The organism is Curtobacterium sp. VKM Ac-2852 (assembly GCF_013205045.1).
GTDB classification, from domain to species: Bacteria; Actinomycetota; Actinomycetes; order Actinomycetales; family Microbacteriaceae; genus Curtobacterium; species Curtobacterium flaccumfaciens.
Map to the genome: position 1 here is coordinate 178,704 of NZ_JABMLI010000004.1, position 17,194 is coordinate 195,897.

General features: G+C 71.7%; 11 protein-coding genes. 6 read left to right on the forward strand and 5 right to left on the reverse strand.

All coding sequences use genetic code 11. The features are described 5' to 3' along the window. Positions 1 to 15: 15 nt before the first annotated feature. Genes HQQ79_RS15895 through ileS form a run of 3 tightly spaced genes read right to left on the reverse strand, consistent with a single transcriptional unit; the run spans position 16 to position 5,176 of the window. Positions 16 to 432 (reverse strand): DUF4233 domain-containing protein, encoded by a 417-nt coding sequence (locus tag HQQ79_RS15895; RefSeq protein ID WP_173035580.1) that lies wholly within the window; start codon positions 430 to 432, stop codon positions 16 to 18. Further along, positions 429 to 1,922, reverse strand: coding sequence for a folylpolyglutamate synthase/dihydrofolate synthase family protein (locus HQQ79_RS15900; RefSeq protein ID WP_173035582.1), 1,494 nt, complete (start codon positions 1,920 to 1,922; stop codon positions 429 to 431). Before HQQ79_RS15900 ends, HQQ79_RS15895 begins: the two co-directional genes overlap by 4 nt. Then, positions 1,919 to 5,176, reverse strand: coding sequence for an isoleucine--tRNA ligase (gene ileS / locus HQQ79_RS15905; RefSeq protein ID WP_173035584.1), 3,258 nt, complete (start codon positions 5,174 to 5,176; stop codon positions 1,919 to 1,921). Before ileS ends, HQQ79_RS15900 begins: the two co-directional genes overlap by 4 nt. Positions 5,177 to 5,421: 245 nt before the next feature. On the opposite strand from ileS, the gene HQQ79_RS15910 reads away from it, so the two are divergent. Then, complete coding sequence (locus tag HQQ79_RS15910) at positions 5,422 to 6,444, forward strand: cation diffusion facilitator family transporter (protein ID WP_173035586.1); 1,023 nt, start codon at positions 5,422 to 5,424, stop codon at positions 6,442 to 6,444. Between the two features lie 246 nt (positions 6,445 to 6,690). On the opposite strand, the gene HQQ79_RS15915 is transcribed toward HQQ79_RS15910, so the two are convergent. After that, positions 6,691 to 7,290, reverse strand: a complete 600-nt coding sequence (locus HQQ79_RS15915) for a TetR family transcriptional regulator (RefSeq protein WP_173035588.1) — start codon at positions 7,288 to 7,290, stop codon at positions 6,691 to 6,693. 32 nt (positions 7,291 to 7,322) lie between these two features. Here HQQ79_RS15915 and HQQ79_RS15920 point away from each other — a divergent pair, with 32 nt between their 5' ends. The 4 genes from HQQ79_RS15920 to HQQ79_RS15935 are packed head-to-tail and all read left to right on the forward strand — an operon-like array spanning position 7,323 to position 12,536. After that, entirely contained in the window at positions 7,323 to 8,942 is a 1,620-nt protein-coding gene (locus HQQ79_RS15920) for an ABC transporter substrate-binding protein (protein WP_027464706.1), read from the forward strand. A 5-nt stretch (positions 8,943 to 8,947) separates the two neighbouring features. Next, positions 8,948 to 9,943, forward strand: a complete 996-nt coding sequence (locus tag HQQ79_RS15925; RefSeq protein ID WP_173035590.1) for an ABC transporter permease — start codon at positions 8,948 to 8,950, stop codon at positions 9,941 to 9,943. Then, positions 9,940 to 10,839, forward strand: coding sequence for an ABC transporter permease (locus HQQ79_RS15930; protein ID WP_173035592.1), 900 nt, complete (start codon positions 9,940 to 9,942; stop codon positions 10,837 to 10,839). Before HQQ79_RS15925 ends, HQQ79_RS15930 begins: the two co-directional genes overlap by 4 nt. Then, a complete protein-coding gene (locus HQQ79_RS15935; RefSeq protein WP_173035594.1) occupies positions 10,836 to 12,536 on the forward strand; it encodes an ABC transporter ATP-binding protein in 1,701 nt (566 codons plus the stop codon). Before HQQ79_RS15930 ends, HQQ79_RS15935 begins: the two co-directional genes overlap by 4 nt. Before the next feature lie 150 nt (positions 12,537 to 12,686). On the opposite strand, the gene proP is transcribed toward HQQ79_RS15935, so the two are convergent. After that, the gene (proP, locus tag HQQ79_RS15940; RefSeq protein WP_232536609.1) at positions 12,687 to 14,252 is read right to left on the reverse strand and encodes a glycine betaine/L-proline transporter ProP; all 1,566 of its coding nucleotides are present in this window, start codon (positions 14,250 to 14,252) and stop codon (positions 12,687 to 12,689) included. 287 nt (positions 14,253 to 14,539) lie between these two features. Here proP and valS point away from each other — a divergent pair, with 287 nt between their 5' ends. Further along, complete coding sequence (valS, locus tag HQQ79_RS15945; RefSeq protein WP_254066332.1) at positions 14,540 to 17,134, forward strand: valine--tRNA ligase; 2,595 nt, start codon at positions 14,540 to 14,542, stop codon at positions 17,132 to 17,134. The last annotated feature ends 60 nt before the right edge of the window (positions 17,135 to 17,194 follow it).

Here is a 17,194-nt window from a genome sequence, read left to right on the forward strand (position 1 = left end):
GGTCGAATGTGGTGGTCAGTCCTCGCCCATGGCCGCTCGGCGCGCGGCGTTCTGACGGTCCAGTTGACCGCCCTTGACGAAGCAGAAGACCCACAGCGCCAGGAACACCACGGCGACCGCGAACATGAACGGTTCGATGAACCCGGTGGCGAGGATGGCCGCCTGCAGCAGCCACCCGAACCATACACCGGCCCGGTTGCCCGTCAGACGTGAGGCAGCTGCGAGGACGATGATCGCGCCGATGCCGCCACCGAAGGCCGCGGCGGGCGGCAGCGTGCCCTTGCCGAAGACGACGAGCATGGGGAAGAAGAACATGATCGCCTCGAGCACCAGCGTGATCGAGAGCAGGCTCTCCTGCGCCCCGCGTTCGCGGCGCGGCTTCCGGGTGCGCGGTGCGCGGTCCGGCCGGGAGGCCCGTGGTGCGTCCGTCACTTCGCCTCGCCTTCGCGGTGCACGAGGTCCATGACCGCGCCCACCATCACGATGGAGCCAGCGACGAGCACGAGGGCGTCCTCGGCGTCCGCCTCGTCGGCCAGGCTGCGCGCTTCCTGCAGTGCGGAGGCCAGGGACGGCTCGACGACGACGCGGTCCTCGCCGACCTCGTCGACGACGACACGGGCGAACTCGTCCGCGTCGAGCGCTCGCTCCCCCGGCGGCTGCGTCACGACGAACGTCGCGACGGTGTCCTTGAGCGCGCGGACGAACCCGCGGGCGTCCTTGTCGCCGAGGATCCCGACGACGCCGACGACGTGCTCGGACGGGAACGCCACCGGCAGCGCCTCGGCCAGGGCCTTCGCACCGTGCGGGTTGTGCGCGGCGTCGACGACGACGGTCGGGTCGGTCGCGATGGGCTGCAGGCGACCGGGGCTGGTCGTGCCGGCGATGCCCTCGGACAGGACGTCCTCGTCGAGGGCCTGGGCCCCGCGGCCGAGGAACGACTCGACCGCCGCGATCGCCACGGCGGCGTTCTCGGCCTGGTGCCGGCCGAACAGCGGCAGGAACAGGTCGTCGTAGCGGCCGGCGATGCCCTGCACGGTGATGAGCTGTCCGCCCACGGCCGGGGTGACGTCGACGACACTGAAGCCGGTGCCCTCGACGGCCAGGGTGGACTCGGTGAGCTCGGCGGCGCGCTCGAGTTCGGCGAGGGCCTCGGGGACCTGTCGGCTCGACACCACGGCGGACGACGGCTTGACGATGCCCGACTTGGTGCGGGCGATCTCGGCCACGGTGGCACCGAGCTGCTTCGCGTGGTCGATCGCGATCGGCGTGAACACCGACACCTGGCTCTGCACGACGTTGGTGGAGTCCCACTCGCCGCCCATCCCGACCTCGATCACGGCGACGTCCACCGGCGCCTCGGCGAAGCACGCCAGGGCGAGCACGGTGAGCGCCTCGAAGAAGGTCAGCGGGAGTTCGCCCTTGTCGGCGAGCTCGCGGTCGGTGATCTCGAGCACCGGGGCGATGTCGTCCCAGTTCTCGACGAAGCGGTCCGCCGCGATCGGCTGGCCGTCGACCACGATGCGTTCCCGGATCGACACCAGGTGCGGGCTCGTCATCAGACCGGTGCGCAGACCGTGTGCCCGGACGATGCTCTCGATGGTGCGCGCGGTCGAGGTCTTGCCGTTCGTGCCCGTCACGTGGATCACCGGGTACGCCAGGTGCGGGTCGCCGAGCAGCTCGACGGCGCGGCGGGTGGCGGTCAGCCGGCGCTCGGGGGCCTGTTCGCCGATGCGGGCGTACAGGGCGGCCTCGACGCGGCGGACCTCGTCGTCGTCTCCGCCGTAGGGCACGGCGTCGGCTGGAGCGTCTCCGGAGGGGCCGACCGGGATCCGGATGCCGTCCTCGTCGCGACCGTCGAACTCGTCGTGTCCGACGAACTCCTCGTTCGCCTCGTGGTCGTCGTACTGGTCGTCGTCACTCATGCGCGTGCTACCTCCACGGATACCTTCGCACCGTCACCGACGTCGGTGGTGGTGTCGTCCGCCCCGAGGGGCTCGATCTCGACGCTCGTCGCCAGGGTCTCCCCCGCGATGAGCTCCTGGTGCGTGCGGACCGCGCCGTCGGCCGTGTCGTCCACCCGGAGGGTCAGGGCGATGCGGTCGCTGACGTCGAGGTCGGCGTCGCGGCGGGCCTGCTGGACGGCGCGGACGACGTCACGGGCGAGCCCCTCGGCCTCGAGCTCGGGCGTGGTCACGGTGTCGAGCACGACGAAGCCGCCCTCGTCGAGGAACGCCACGGCCACCGAGGCGTCGGCCACGGTGAGGTCGAGCGAGTACTCGCCCTCGATCAGGTCGACGCCGCCGACGGTCACGCCGGAGTCGGTCGCGGTCCAGTCGCCCTTCTTGGCGGCCGGGATCACCTGCTGCACCTGCTTGCCGATGCGGGGGCCGGCGACGCGGGCGTTCACGGTGAGCTTCCGCTCGATCCCGTACTGCGCCAGCGACTCCTCGGCCTGGGCTTCGAGCACCACGCGCTTGACGTTGAGCTCGTCGCGCAGGATGTCGGCGAACGGTTCGACCGCGGCCTGGTCCGGCACCACCAGGGTCAGGGTGGCCAGGGGCAGGCGGACGCGCTTGCCGGTGGCCTTGCGGAGCGCCAGGCCCTTCGAGGCGACGTCACGCACGCGGTCCATCGCGTCGACGAGGGCGTCGTCGGCGGGGAACTCCTCGGGGTCCGGGAAGTCCGTCAGGTGGACGCTGCGCCCGCCGGTCAGGCCCTTCCAGATCTCCTCGGTGACGAGCGGCGCGAGCGGGGCGGCGACCCGGGTCAGGGTCTCGAGCACGGTGTACAGCGTGTCGAACGCCGCACGGGTCTCGGCGCCGGCATCCGCGTCGGCCCCGGTCCAGAACTTGTCGCGCGAGCGGCGGACGTACCAGTTCGTCAGCACGTCGGCGAAGTCGCGGACGGCCTGGGCCGCGAGCGGGGTGTCGAGCGCGTCGAGGTGCGTCCGGACGTCGGTGACGAGGACCCGGGTCTTCGCGAGCAGGTACCGGTCGAGCACGTCGGTCGAGTCGGTCCGGCGCTGGGCCCGGTAGCCGTCGGGACCCGAGGCGTTCGCGTAGAGGGTGAAGAAGTAGTACGTCGACCACAGCGGCAGCATGAACTCGCGGACCCCCTGGCGGATGCCCTCTTCGGTGACGACGAGGTTGCCGCCGCGGATCACCGACGAGGACATCAGGAACCAGCGCATGGCGTCGGCGCCGTCGCGGTCGAAGACCTCGGAGACGTCCGGGTAGTTCCGGAGCGACTTCGACATCTTCTGGCCGTCCGAGCCGAGGACGATGCCGTGGCTGATGACGTTCTGGAACGCCGGCCGGTCGAACAGCGCGGTGGAGAGCACGTGCATGACGTAGAACCAGCCGCGCGTCTGCCCGATGTACTCGACGATGAAGTCGGCCGGGCTGTGCGACTCGAACCATTCGCGGTTCTCGAACGGGTAGTGCACCTGGGCGTACGGCATCGACCCGGAGTCGAACCACACGTCGAACACGTCGGTGATCCGGCGCATCGTCGAGTTGCCGGTGGGGTCGTCGGGGTTCGGCCGCGTCAGGTCGTCGATGAACGGCCGGTGCAGGTCCACTTCACCCTCGGCGTTCACCGGCAGGCGACCGAAGTCGCGCTCGATGTCGGCGAGCGAGCCGTACACGTCGGTGCGCGGGTACTCGGGGTCGTCGGACTGCCACACCGGGATCGGCGTGCCGAAGTAGCGGTTGCGCGAGACCGACCAGTCGATGGCGTTGCCCACCCACTTGCCGAACTGGCCGTCCTTGACGTTGTCCGGCACCCAGTTGATGTCCTGGTTGAGCTGACCCATGCGGTCGCGGAGCTCGGTGACGCGGACGAACCACGACGAGACGGCCTTGTAGATGAGGGGCTTCCGGCAGCGCCAGCAGTGCGGGTAGCTGTGCTCGTAGGACGCCTGGCGGAGCAGTCGCCCGGCGTCGCGGACGGCCTTCGTCAGCGGCTTGTTCGCGTCCGACCAGAGCATGCCGGCGACCTCGCCGAACTGCGACGTGAAGACGCCGCCCTCGTCGAGGGACAGCACCACGGGGATGCCGGCGGCGGCGCAGACCTCTTGGTCGTCGGCACCGTAGGCCGGGGCCTGGTGCACGATGCCGGTGCCCTCACCGGTCTCGACGTACTCGGCAACCAGGATGCGCCAGGCGTGCTCGTAGCCCTCGGCGTCGGTCAGGAAGTCGAACAGACGCTCGTACTCGACGCCGTCGAGCTCGGCGCCCGTCAGGGTGCGCGCGACGGCGGCGAGCGCCTCGTCACCCGAGGCGTAGCCGAGCTCCTTCGCGTGCGCGGCCACGGTGTCCGAAGCCAGCAGGTAGGAGACGGAACCGGCGTCGGCACCGTCAGCCGCGCCTCCAGGCCCTGCCGGGACGACCGCGTACGCGATGTCCGGGCCGACCGCGAGGGCGGCGTTCGTCGGGAGGGTCCAGGGGGTCGTCGTCCAGGCGAGCGCACGCACACCGGTCAGGTCGAGCGCGTCCGCGCGCGGGCCGTGCAGCGGGAACGAGACGGTGACGGACTGGTCCTGGCGCATCTTGTAGACGTCGTCGTCCATGCGCAGCTCGTGGTTGGACAGCGGCGTCTGGTCGTTCCAGCAGTACGGCAGGACCCGGAAGCCCTCGTACGCCAGGCCCTTGTCCCAGAGCTGCTTCCACGCCCAGAGCACGCTCTCCATGAAGGTGACGTCGAGGGTCTTGTAGTCGTCCTCGAAGTCGACCCAGCGCGCCTGGCGGGTGACGTACTCCTGCCACTCGTCGGTGTACTGCAGCACGGACTTCTTGGCGGCGGCGTTGAAGACGTCGATGCCCATGGCGTCGATCTCGTGCTTCTCGGTGATGCCGAGCTGCCGCATCGCCTCGAGCTCGGCGGGCAGGCCGTGGGTGTCCCAGCCGAAGCGGCGATGAACCTGCTTGCCGCGCATGGTCTGGTAGCGCGGGAAGACGTCCTTGGCGTACCCGGTCAGCAGGTGCCCGTAGTGCGGCAGGCCGTTGGCGAACGGCGGGCCGTCGTAGAAGGTCCACTCCGGGCAGCCCTGTCGCGCGTCGATGGACGCCTGGAACGTGTCGTCGCGCTTCCAGAAGGCGAGGATGCCCCGCTCGACGGCGGGGAAGCTCGGCGAGGGGACGACACCATCGGCATCGGCGTTCAACGGGTACGGCACCGGGACTCCTTGTGGGTTCGCTCGATCTCCACGAGGACGGAAAACAGGTTCCGCGGTACCACCTCGTTTGCCGCCCAACGTGCGCTGTGCGACCACTCTGTGTCGGGGGTGGTGACGGTCCCGAACCCGCCCGGTTCTACTGACGGAGGCGCTGGTGCGCTCCGCGTTCTTCCGGAAGCTCCCCGGTGATGGCCGGATCGACGCTCTTGGAACACGACTTTACCGGACGGGAGCATGCTTGAGTGATGCCCGCAGAAGAACGCCCCGAGTCACTCGTCACCGTCCTGATCGCGTTCGGGGCGAACCTGCTCGTCGCGATCGCGAAGACGATCGCCTCGCTCGTCTCGGGATCGGCCTCGATGGTGGCCGAGGCAGCGCACTCCTGGGCGGACACCGGCAACGAGGTGTTCCTGCTCGTCGCGGAACGACGGGGCGGCAAGAAGCGGGACACCGCGCACCCACTCGGGTACGGACGTGAGACGTACATCTGGTCGATGTTCGCCGCGTTCGGCCTGTTCACGGCCGGCGCGATCGTGTCGATCTACCACGGCATCTCGGAGTTCGGGGACACCGGGCCGGCCGAGGACGTCGTGCTCAACTACGTCGTGCTCGGGGTCGCGTTCCTGCTCGAGGGCACGAGCTTCCTGCAGGCCTACCGGCAGGCGCACGGTGCCGCGACCAAGCGCAAGGTTCCGGTGCTGCGGCACGTGCTGCAGTCGTCGAACCCGACGCTCCGTGCGGTGTTCGCCGAGGACGCGGCGGCGCTGATCGGCCTGGTCGTGGCGTTCCTCGGGGTGTTCCTGCACCAGGTCACCGGGCTGGCGGTCTTCGACGCGCTCGGCTCCATCGCGATCGGTGTGCTGCTCGGGGTCGTCGCGATCGTCCTGATCGACCGCAACCGCCGGTTCCTGCTCGGTCAGAGCACGTCCCCCGAACTCGAGAACGCGGTGCTCGTCGAGCTGTTGGGCCGGTCGCAGGTCGAGCGGGTCACCTACCTGCACCTGGAGTTCGTGGGGCCGTCGCGGGTGTACCTCGTCGCGGCCGTCGACCTGACGGGCAACGAGACCGAGGAGCACGTGGCGGTGCGGTTGCGCGACGTGGAGAAGTCGCTCGAGGACAGCCAGTACATCGAGGAGGCCGTCCTCACCCTGAGCTACCCGGGCGACGAGTCGCTGGTGCCGACCGACGGCGACGTGCCCGAGGTGGTCCGGGACGGCACGGCTTCGGACGTCGCGTCCGGTGGGGCGGGGACCCTGCGCACGGAGTGAGCGTCAGCGGGCGGGTGTCGGGCTGGTGTCGCAGGACGCCGGCGTGTCCGCCCGACGCCGCCACGTGCTCGAGACGCCGCCGAATCCGGCGGCGTCTCGCCGTCGAGGCGGCGTCCCGCGAAGACGACGGCGTGTTCTGTGAGCGACCGACCGGCGGACGGGAGGCGCGGTGCCAGACCGCCACGAGCCTCCAGACCGACGGTCGGTCACGACCACCGCCCCGGGCACGACCGCAGGACGATGGCGTCAGCGGGCGTCGAGGCCCGCGACCACCGGGGTGAGCGCCGCCGCGACGTACTCGATGAGCGCACGGCGACCGACCCCGTCGGTGACCCACACCCCGAACGCCGCGGCGGCGGCACCGAGCATCGCGCCGGACACCGTCTGCGGCCAGAGCGAGCGCGGCTGCTCCCCCGTGCGGCCCGCGACGAAGGCGGCGACGGCCTCGTGCTGCGCCGTCACCCGGACCGCGACGCCCGCCACCAGTTCGGGCCCGATGCCCATCACCTCGGCCTGCGCGACGGCCCACGGCACCCGCTCGGGGTCGTGGGCACGGGCTGCGGCGAGGAGCGCCTGCTCGACGGCCCGGACGACGCTCGGCTCGGTCGACGCGGCGAGGTACCCGGGCAGCCCGGCGACGGCGGCGTCGAGTTCGAGCCACATCACGTCGGCCTTCGCCGGGAAGTAGTTGAAGAACGTCGCGCGGCTGACCCCGGCGCGGGCGGCGATCTGGTCGACCGTGGTGCGTCCGTACCCCTGCTCGAGGAAGAGCTCGGCGGCGGCGTCCGCGAGCACCTCGGCGCTCGAGCGTCGGGGGCGGCCACCGCGGCGGATCGGTTCGTCCATGGGCCCCAGTAAACCGCTAGACTCGGTCAGCCATGATCTTGGACTCAGTACAGAAAACCCTCACCGCCGTCGCGGGCGCCTCGGCGGTCCTGCTCGTCCTGGCTGCCTGCAGCGGACCGGGCACGAGCACCGGGAGCAGCACCCCGGTCGCGGGCGGCACGCTCACCTACGCCTCCGGCGACGCCGAACCGACCTGCCTCGACCCGCACGTCGGCGGCAACTACCCGCAGGCGCTCCTGGCGACGCAGTACATCGAGGAGCTCGTCGGGCTCGAGGACGGCAAGCCCACGCCGGAACTCGCGACGAAGTGGACCACGAGCGACGACGGGAAGACCCTGGCGTTCACCCTGCGCGACGACGTCTCCTTCACCGACGGCACCCCGTTCGACGCCGCCGCGGTCGTGGCGAACATCGAGCACGTGCAGGACCCGGCCACCGCCTCGAGCACCGGCTACCTGGCGCTGCAGTCCATCACGAAGGCGACCGCCACGGACGAGCACACCGTCACGCTGACGCTGAGCCGCCCGGACAGCGCGCTGCTCGAGTCCTTCTCGCAGCCCTGGGTGGGCATGGAGTCCCCGAAGGCACTCGAGCGCGAGCAGGCGACGAACTGCGAGTCCCCCGTCGGCACCGGCCCGTTCCGGGTCACCGGCTGGAAGCACGGCGACCGCGTCACCCTGACGAAGAACACCGACTACTGGGGCGCGACGAAGCCGCGCCTGTCCGGCATCACGTGGCGGTTCCTGCCGGACTCGACCTCGCGCTACGCCGCGCTGCAGTCCGGCCAGGTCGACGTGATCGACAACGCCCAGCCCGACCAGCTCAAGGCCGCGTCGGCGAAGGGCGCGATCCGCGATCTCGACGCCCCACGCCCTGGTGCCTCGAACCGGCTCGAGCTGAACTCCGGTCACGGGGTGTTCCGCGACGAGGCGGTGCGCCAGGCCTTCATCGCGGGCGCCGAGATCGACCCCGGCCTGCAGTCGCTGTTCCTCGGCACCGCGAAGCGCTCGTACTCGGTGCTCTCGAGCGCCGAGCCGCTCGCGTACTCGGAGAAGAGCCGGTTCGACTACTCCCCCACCAAGGCGAAGCAGCTCCTCGACGACGCCGGGTGGAAGGTCGGGTCGGACGGCATCCGCGAGAAGGACGGCCAGCAGCTCACCGTGACGTTCCCCGTCTCGACGAACCAGTCGGTGCCGGCCGAGCGCAGCCTGTTCCAGCAGATCCAGGCGTCCGAGAAGGCCGTCGGGTTCAAGGTCGTCCTCGACGAACTCGACCTGTCCAGCTGGTACGCCGCCCTCGCCGCGAACGAGTACGACGTCGTCAGCGCCCCGTACACGAAGGTCGGCCCCGACGTCCTGCGCATCCTGTACGACAGCGCGAGCATCGAACCGGCACCGTCCGGCTACTTCGCGAACCTCGCCCAGCTCGACGACCCCGCGCTCGACCGGCTGCTCGAGCGGGCCGCCCGCACCTCGGACGCCGACGAGCGCGCCGACCTGTACGAGCAGGCCCAGAAGGCGATCCTGGCGAGCGACACCGTGCTCCCCCTGTACGACCAGCAGAACCACTTCCTGGTGCGCTCGGCCGTGCACGGCATCCGGACCACCCCGGTCTCGACGCCCTGGTTCGGCACCGCCTGGATCGACCGCTGACCCGGATGCGATGGGTCTGGTGGGCCGTCCGGCGGCTCGCCGGGGGCATCGGCGTGCTCTGGGCCGTCGCGACGATCGTCTTCGTCGCGATCCGGCTCATCCCCGGTGACCCGGCGCTCGCGATCCTCGGCGGACCGGGCTCGCAGGCCTCGGCCGAGGCCGTCGCCCAGGTCCGCCACGAGTACGGCCTCGACCAGCCGGTCCTGGTGCAGTACGCGGTGTTCCTCGGACGCCTGGCGACCGGGCAGCTCGGCGACTCGTACGCCTTCCGCACCCCGGTCGCGACGCTCCTCGCCCAGCAGCTGCCCGTCACGCTGACGCTCGCGGTCGCCGGTCTCGTCGTCGCCTGGGTGCTGGCGATCATCGCCGCCTGGGCCTCGACGCAGCGCGGCCGGATCGCCGCCGGGCTCACCAGCGCCCTGAGCGTCACCGCGAGCGTGATGCCGCACTTCTGGCTCGGCAGCGTGCTCATCGTGGTGTTCGCCACCTCCCTGGGATGGGTGCCGGCGGTCAGTGACGGCACCGCGCGCGGGTGGGTGCTCCCGGTGCTGACCGTGGCCGTGCCGGTCGCCGGGTACCTGGCCGAGACCGTGCGGGACGGCGTGGTCGACGCGCAGCGATCCGCCTTCGCACTCGCCGCCCGGGGCCGGGGTGAGACCCGCCTCGGACTGTTCGGGCGGCACCTGCTCCGGCACGCGGCCCTGCCCGGGATCGCGCTGTCCGCGTGGGCCTTCGGGTCGCTCGTCTCCGGAGCCGTGGTCGTCGAGTCCGTGTTCGCCCTGCCCGGCATCGGCCGTGCCCTGGTCACCGCCGTCACCCAGCGGGACATGCCGCTCGTCGCCGGCATCGCGATGGTGTCGGCCGCCGCGTACGTCGTCGTGCTGGCCGTGGCCGACCTGGTCGAACGTGCCGTCGACCCGCGCAGCACCGCACGGAACGCGGCCCTGCGCCCCAGTGGTGCGCGACGCCGTGGAGCCGGCCGTCCGGCGGGCGCGCGGTGAGCGGGATCGCCGACCCGGGCCTCCAGACCGGAGCACCCGGCCACCAGACCGCCGCCGGCACCGAGCGCGTCCGTGGGGGGACGCTCGGCGCCGGCGGCATCGCCGCGGGGGTGGTCGTCCTGGTCGCCGTCGTGGCGGCGGCGTGGCCCGCCCTGCTCGGCGGCGGGGACCCACTCGCGGTGCACCCCGCAGATGCCCTGACTGCGCCGAGCGGCGCGCACCCGTTCGGCACCGACGAGTCCGGCCGCGACGTCCTGGCACGGGTGGTCGCGGGGACCCGGGCATCGCTCGTCGTCGGCGTCGCCGCGACCCTGATCGGCGGCGGCGTGGGCGTCCTGCTCGGCGTCGTGGCCGGACTCGGTGCCGGGGCCGGACGACCCGGACGTCTGCTCGACGCCGTCATCGGCCGCGTCACCGAGGTCGCGTTCGCCCTGCCGCTGCTGCTCGTCGCCCTGGTCGTCATCGCCGTGACCGGTCCGGGTCCGGTGCCGGCGGTGCTCGCGGTCGGGTTCGCGACCGCTCCCGGCTACGCCCGGATCGTGCGTGGCCTGGTCCGGGCCGCCCGGAGTTCGCAGGTGGTCGAGACGGCGGTGCTGCTCGGCCGCTCCCCCGCCCGCACCGTGGTCCGGCACGTGCTGCCGACGGCGCTCTGGCCCGTCGTCGCCGTCGCCACGCTCGGGGTCGGGCAGGCGGTCGTGTGGGCCTCGGCGCTGAGCTACCTCGGCGTCGGTACGCCCCCGCCCGCGCCGGAGTGGGGCGCGATGCTCGCCGACGGTCGCACCTACCTGCAGACCGCGCCGTGGATGAGCACCTTCCCCGGACTCGCGATCGTGGTGCTCGCGACCGCCGTCACCGTGCTCGGCCGCGCGATCCGACGGACCGGGGCCGCGCGGTGAGCGCCGTCCTCGACGTCCGCGGGCTCACCGTCGCCATCGGCGGCACCCCGATCGTGCACGGTGTCGACCTGCGCGTCAACGCCGGCGAGTGCGTCGCCCTGGTCGGGGCGTCCGGTTCCGGCAAGACCGTCACCGCCCGAGCCGTGCTCGGCCTGTCCGCGCCCGGCGCCGCCGTGCACGCCGACGTGTTCGCGGTCGACGGCGTCGACGTCGGCGGGTACACGGACCGGCGGTGGCGCCGGCTGCGGGGATCGCGGGTCGGCTACGTCGGCCAGGAGGCCCTGGGCGCGTTGGACCCGCTGCGCCCCGTCGGGCGCGAGGTCGCCGACAGCCTCCGCCTGCACACCGAGATGCGTGCGGCCGAGCGCGTGGACGCCGTGCGCGACGCCCTGGCCGCGGTGGGCCTCGACCCGGACACCGCGACCGACGGCCGGCTCGCCGGAACACTGTCGGGTGGGATGCGACAGCGGGCCCTCATCGCCGCGGCGACCGTCGGGTCCCCCGCGCTGCTGGTCGCCGACGAACCGACGACGGCGCTCGACGCCGGGGTCGCCGTCACCGTGATGGAACAGCTGCGGGCGGCGCAGACCCGGGGTGCCGGACTGCTCGTCATCACGCACGACCTGGGGCTCGTCGCGGGGTGGGCCGACCGGGTCGCCGTCGTGCACGAGGGCCGCATCGTCGAGCAGGGCGCGGTCGCCGAGGTCTTCGCGGCCCCGACGCACCCCGCGACCCGGGCGCTGGTGCGCGCGGCCGGTGCTGCCGCGTCGCCGGGTGCCGCGTCGCCCGCTGCCGCGTCGCCCGCTGCCGTTCGGTGCGAGGTTCCGGATGCCGTGCGAGGCGTCGAGGCTCGCACGGGAGCCGGATCCTCGCACGGTTCGAAGCCGACCTCGCACGGTGCGAGGGGGGTGCTCGCGGCGCAGGGGCTCTCGCGGGAGTACGACGGGATGCTCGCGGTGGACGACGTGTCGTTCGGGCTCGTGCGCGGCCGGGTGCTCGGGGTGATCGGCGCCTCGGGCTCGGGCAAGACGACGCTGGCGCGGATGCTCCTCGGGCTCGAGACGCCCGACGCCGGCACGGTCACGCTCGACGACGAACCCTGGGTCCCGCTGCCCGAGCGCGAGCGACGCCCCCGACGGCACCGGGTCGCGGCCGTCGTGCAGGACCCCGGCGCGACGTTCGACGAACGTTGGAACGTCGAGCGGGTCCTCGCCGACGCGTTCTCGCGCGGTGACGAACGGCGGGCACGCGGTGCGCTCGGCGAACGGGTCGACGCGGCACTGCGGCAGGTCGACCTCGACCCCGTGCTGCGGTCCCGCTCCCCCCGCACCCTGTCCGGCGGGCAACGACAGCGGCTCGCGATCGCCCGTGCGCTGGCGACCGAGCCCGAGGTGATCGTGCTCGACGAACCGGTGACCGCCCTCGACGCCACGGTGCAGGACGCCGTGCTGCGGCTGCTCGAACGGCTCCGCGACGAGACCGGGGTGGCGATGGTGTTCGTGTCGCACGACCTGCGGGCGGTCCGGCGGATGGCCGACGACGTGCTCGTGGTGCACCGCGGCGCGGTCGTCGAGCACGGCCCCGCCGCCGAGGTCTTCGCGCGCCCGGCGCACCCCGTGACCGCGCGGCTGCTGCACGCCGCGGAGCGGCTGGCAGCAGGCCCCGCCGCGGGGACCGCAGCCGGCCTCACGGGCTGAGCGACACTCCACGCGCGCTCGCACCCGTGGACTGTCGCTGCGCGCGTGACGTCACCGACGGCCCTGGAACGGCCAGGAGGCCCGGGGCGCGTTCCGAGACGGAACGTGCCCCGGGCCTCCTGGCCGGGTTGCCGCGGGGCGGCCCCGTGGTCAGGAACCGGAGGGTTCCTTCTGCGCTGCGTCGGCCGAGATGATCGGGATCTCGCTCGTCGAGAAGTCCTTCGCCCAGTCGGACTGCGCGAGCTCCGACGTCGGGTCGTTGTAGTCCTCGATGACGCCGGCGATCTCGTCCTCGGAGCCGACCGTCGGGCCGGAGCCCATGAGCGGGCTCGCGGCGGTCTCCTTGGTGAAGTACACCGCGACCAGGCCGATCACGGCGGCGAGCATCAGGTAGAACGCGGGGATGTCCTCGGCCCAGCCGTACCCGGCGTCCTTCGCGGCGTTGATGAGCGCGGCGGTCGCGAGCGGGGTGGTCCCGCCGAAGAGCGACACCGACACGTTGAACGCGATCGCCAGGGCGCCGTAGCGGATGATCGTCGGGAACAGCGCGGGCAGCGTCGACGGCATGGTCGAGGTGAACGTGACCAGCACGACGCCGAGGATCAGCAGGCCGGCGAAGACGCCGACGCCGGTGCCGGTCTGGACCAGCTTGAGGGCCGGCCAGGACAGCAGGATGAAGCCGATGCAGCCGGCGGCGAGCACCGGACGGCGCCCGAACCTGTCGGACAACCGACCGCCGAAGGTGATGACGACCATCATGAGCAGCATCACGATGACGATGAGGATCAGGCCGAACGTGGCGTTCTGGCCGAGGTTCTGCTCGAGGTAGGTGGGCATGTAGGACAGCAGCATGTAGTCGGTCACGTTGAAGACCAGGACCAGGCCGATGCAGATGATGAGCGAGCGCCAGTTCTCGGCGAAGAGCTTGAGGAACGGGGTCTTCTGGCCCTCGCGCTCGGCGGCCTGCTCCTGCTGCTTCTGGAACGCCGGGGTCTCCTCGAGCTTGAGGCGCAGGTAGAGGCCGATCAGCCCGAGGGGGCCCGCGACGATGAACGGGATGCGCCAGCCCCAGCTGAGCAGGGCGTCCTCGGACAGGCCGAACTGCAGGCCGGTGACGATCGAGGCGCCGAGCACGTAGCCGGCGAGGGTGCCGAACTCGAGCCACGAGCCCATGAAGCCGCGGCGCTTGTCGGGCGAGTACTCGGCGATGAAGGTCGCGGCACCGCCGTACTCACCACCGGTCGAGAAGCCCTGCACGAAGCGGGCGACGAGCAGGAGGACCGGGGCCCAGAAGCCGATCGTGTCGTACGACGGGATCAGGCCGATCATGAGCGTGCCGGCGGCCATCAGGATCATCGTCAGCGCGAGGACCTTCTGGCGGCCGATCTTGTCGCCGATCGGGCCGAACACGGCACCACCGATCGGGCGCACGATGAACGCGGCGGCGAAGAAGCCGAACGTGGCGACGATGTTCGCGGCCGGGTCGCCCTGCGGCAGGAACACCTGCGAGATGGTGACCGTCAGGTACGCGAAGATGCCGAAGTCGAACCACTCCATCGCGTTGCCGAGCGCGGCAGCCGCGACGGCACGCTTGAGCAGCGACTCCTCGACGACGGTGACGTCGTCCTTCGTCAGATCGCGACGAGCGCGCTTCGCGGCGCCCTTCGTGCGCAACGGCCGATCGCCGTGCGGGTGGGGTGCGTTGTTCGGTGCCAAGTCGTTCCTCCGGGGTGCGGTGCTTCCTTCGGGCGTCCGGCGGACGGCGACGTTGCAGCTCCTGCGAACCCTGCGCTCGCCGGACAAACCCAGGAAGACTAGCAGGCTCCGGGCGTGTCCGACAGTTCGGTGTGCTACGCGCTGATCAGCGATGGCCGCGTCCGACCGGTCGTCCGCCTGCGCGCACGTGCGTGGCCGCTACGATTGGGGCACCGCGCGTCAGGCGCGGAACACTCAGGCACCTCATCACGGACTCGGTGCCGCACACACGTACGGAAGGCACACCCATGACCAAGCCCATGCCCGAGAAGCCGAGCGTCGACGGACTGGAGCAGGTCTGGGGGCCCGTCTGGGAACAGGACGGCACCTACCGCTTCGACCGCGACGCCGCCGGTCACCGCGACGCCGTCTGGTCGATCGACACCCCGCCGCCCACCGCCTCCGGCTCGCTGCACATCGGGCACGTGTTCTCGTACACGCACACCGACCTCAAGGCCCGGTTCGAGCGCATGCGCGGCAAGCACGTGTTCTACCCGATGGGCTGGGACGACAACGGTCTGCCCACCGAGCGCCGTGTGCAGAACTACTACGGCGTCCGCTGCGACCCGACCCTGCCGTACGACCCCGACTTCACGCCGCCGTTCGAGGGCGGGGACGGCAAGTCCTCGAAGGCCGCCGACCAGCTGCCGGTGTCGCGCCGCAACTTCATCGAGCTGTGCGAGCGCCTGACCGTGCAGGACGAGCAGCAGTTCGAGGAGCTCTTCCGCACCCTCGGCCTGTCGGTCGACTGGACCCAGTCGTACCGCACCATCGACGACACCTCGCGGGCCAGCGCCCAGCGCGCGTTCCTGCGCAACCTCGAGCGCGGCGAGGCCTACCAGGCCGACGCCCCGACCCTGTGGGACGTCACGTTCCGCACCGCGGTCGCGCAGGCCGAGCTCGAGGACAGGGAGATGCCCGGCGCGTACCACGGCATCGCCTTCCACCGCACCGACGGCGGCGACGACGTCGTCATCCAGACCACCCGCCCCGAGCTCCTGCCGGCCTGCGTCGCCCTGGTGGCTCACCCGGACGACGAGCGGTTCCAGGACCTCTTCGGCACCACGGTCCGCTCCCCCCTGTTCGACGTCGAGGTCCCGGTGCTCGCACACCACCTGGCGCAGAAGGACAAGGGTGCCGGCATCGCGATGGTCTGCACCTTCGGTGACACCACCGACGTCGTGTGGTGGCGCGAGCTGCAGCTGCCGAACCGCGCGATCATCGGCTTCGACGGCCGCGTGCGTTCCGACGAGCCCGCCTGGATCGAGTCGGCGACGGGCCGGGAGCTCTACGCCGAGATGGCCGGCAAGACCGTGTTCTCGGCCAAGAAGGTCGTCGTCGACGCCCTGACCGAGTCCGGCGAGCTGATCGGTGACGTCAAGACCATCCAGCACCCGGTGAAGTTCTTCGAGAAGGGCGACAAGCCCCTCGAGATCGTGTCGACCCGCCAGTGGTACATCGTCAACGGCGCGCGCGACGAGCAGCTGAAGAGCACGCTCCGCCAGCGCGGCGAGGAGATCGCGTTCCACCCGGACTTCATGCGCGTCCGCTACGACAACTGGGTCGGTGGCCTGTCCGGCGACTGGCTCATCTCGCGCCAGCGCTTCTTCGGCGTGCCGCTGCCCGTCTGGTACCCGCTCGACGCCGACGGCAACCCGGTGTTCGACCAGCCGATCGTACCGACCGAGGCACAGCTGCCCGTCGACCCGGCCTCCGAGCCCGCCCCCGGCTTCACCGAGGACCAGCGCGGCGTGCCCGGCGGGTTCCAGGGCGAACTCGACGTCATGGACACCTGGGCCACCTCGTCGCTGACCCCGCAGCTCGCGGGCAAGTGGGAGACCGACCCGGCGCTCTACGACCTGGTGTACCCGTACGACGTCCGCCCGCAGGCGCAGGACATCATCCGCACCTGGCTGTTCACGACCGTGCTCCGCAGCCAGCTCGAGGCCGACGTGGTGCCGTGGAAGCACGCCTCCATCTCCGGCTTCATCGTCGACCCCGACCGCAAGAAGATGTCGAAGTCGAAGGGCAACGTCGTCACGCCGCTGTCGATCCTCGAGCAGCACGGCGCCGACGCGGTCCGCTACTGGGCGGCCTCGTCCAAGCTCGGCACCGACGCGGCCTTCGACCCGCAGAACCCGAAGCAGATCAAGGTCGGCCGTCGTCTGGCGATCAAGGTGCTCAACGCGGCGAAGTTCGTCTACGGCTTCCCGCTGCCCGAGGGCGCCACGAGCGTCACCGAGGCCCTCGACGTCGACATGCTCGCCGAGCTCGGTGCCGTCGTCGAGCAGGCCACCGCGGCGTTCGACGGGTTCGACCACGCCCGTGCCCTCGAGATCACCGAGCGGTTCTTCTGGACGTTCTGCGACGACTACCTCGAGCTCGTGAAGGAGCGCGCGTACGGCACCGCGTCCGACGCGACGCACGAGACGCAGGCGAGCGCGGTCCTGGCGCTGCGCGGCGCGATCGACGTGCTGCTCCGACTGCTGGCACCGTTCCTCCCGTACGCGACGGAAGAGGTGTGGGCCTGGACCCACGAGACCAGCGTGCACCGGGCCTCCTGGCCGACCGCTGCCGACCTGCCGACCGACGCGGCCCCCACCGGGCTGCTCGCGGCCGTCGGGCAGGCGCTCATCGGGATCCGCGGGGCGAAGACGGCGGCGAAGGCCTCGCAGAAGACGCCCGTGACGCGTGCCGTCGTCGCGGCGCCCGCCGAGACGCGGGTGCTCATCGAGCGCGCGGCGGTCGACCTGGCGGCCGTCGGCCGCATCGAGAACCTGTCGTTCGTCGACGGCGACGAGCTCGCCGTCACCGAGATCGAGCTCGCGGAGCAGCAGGCGTAACGTCGCTCCCCGGGCCGGGTCGCATCGGCGACCCGGCCCGTCAACCACCGGATCGGAGGC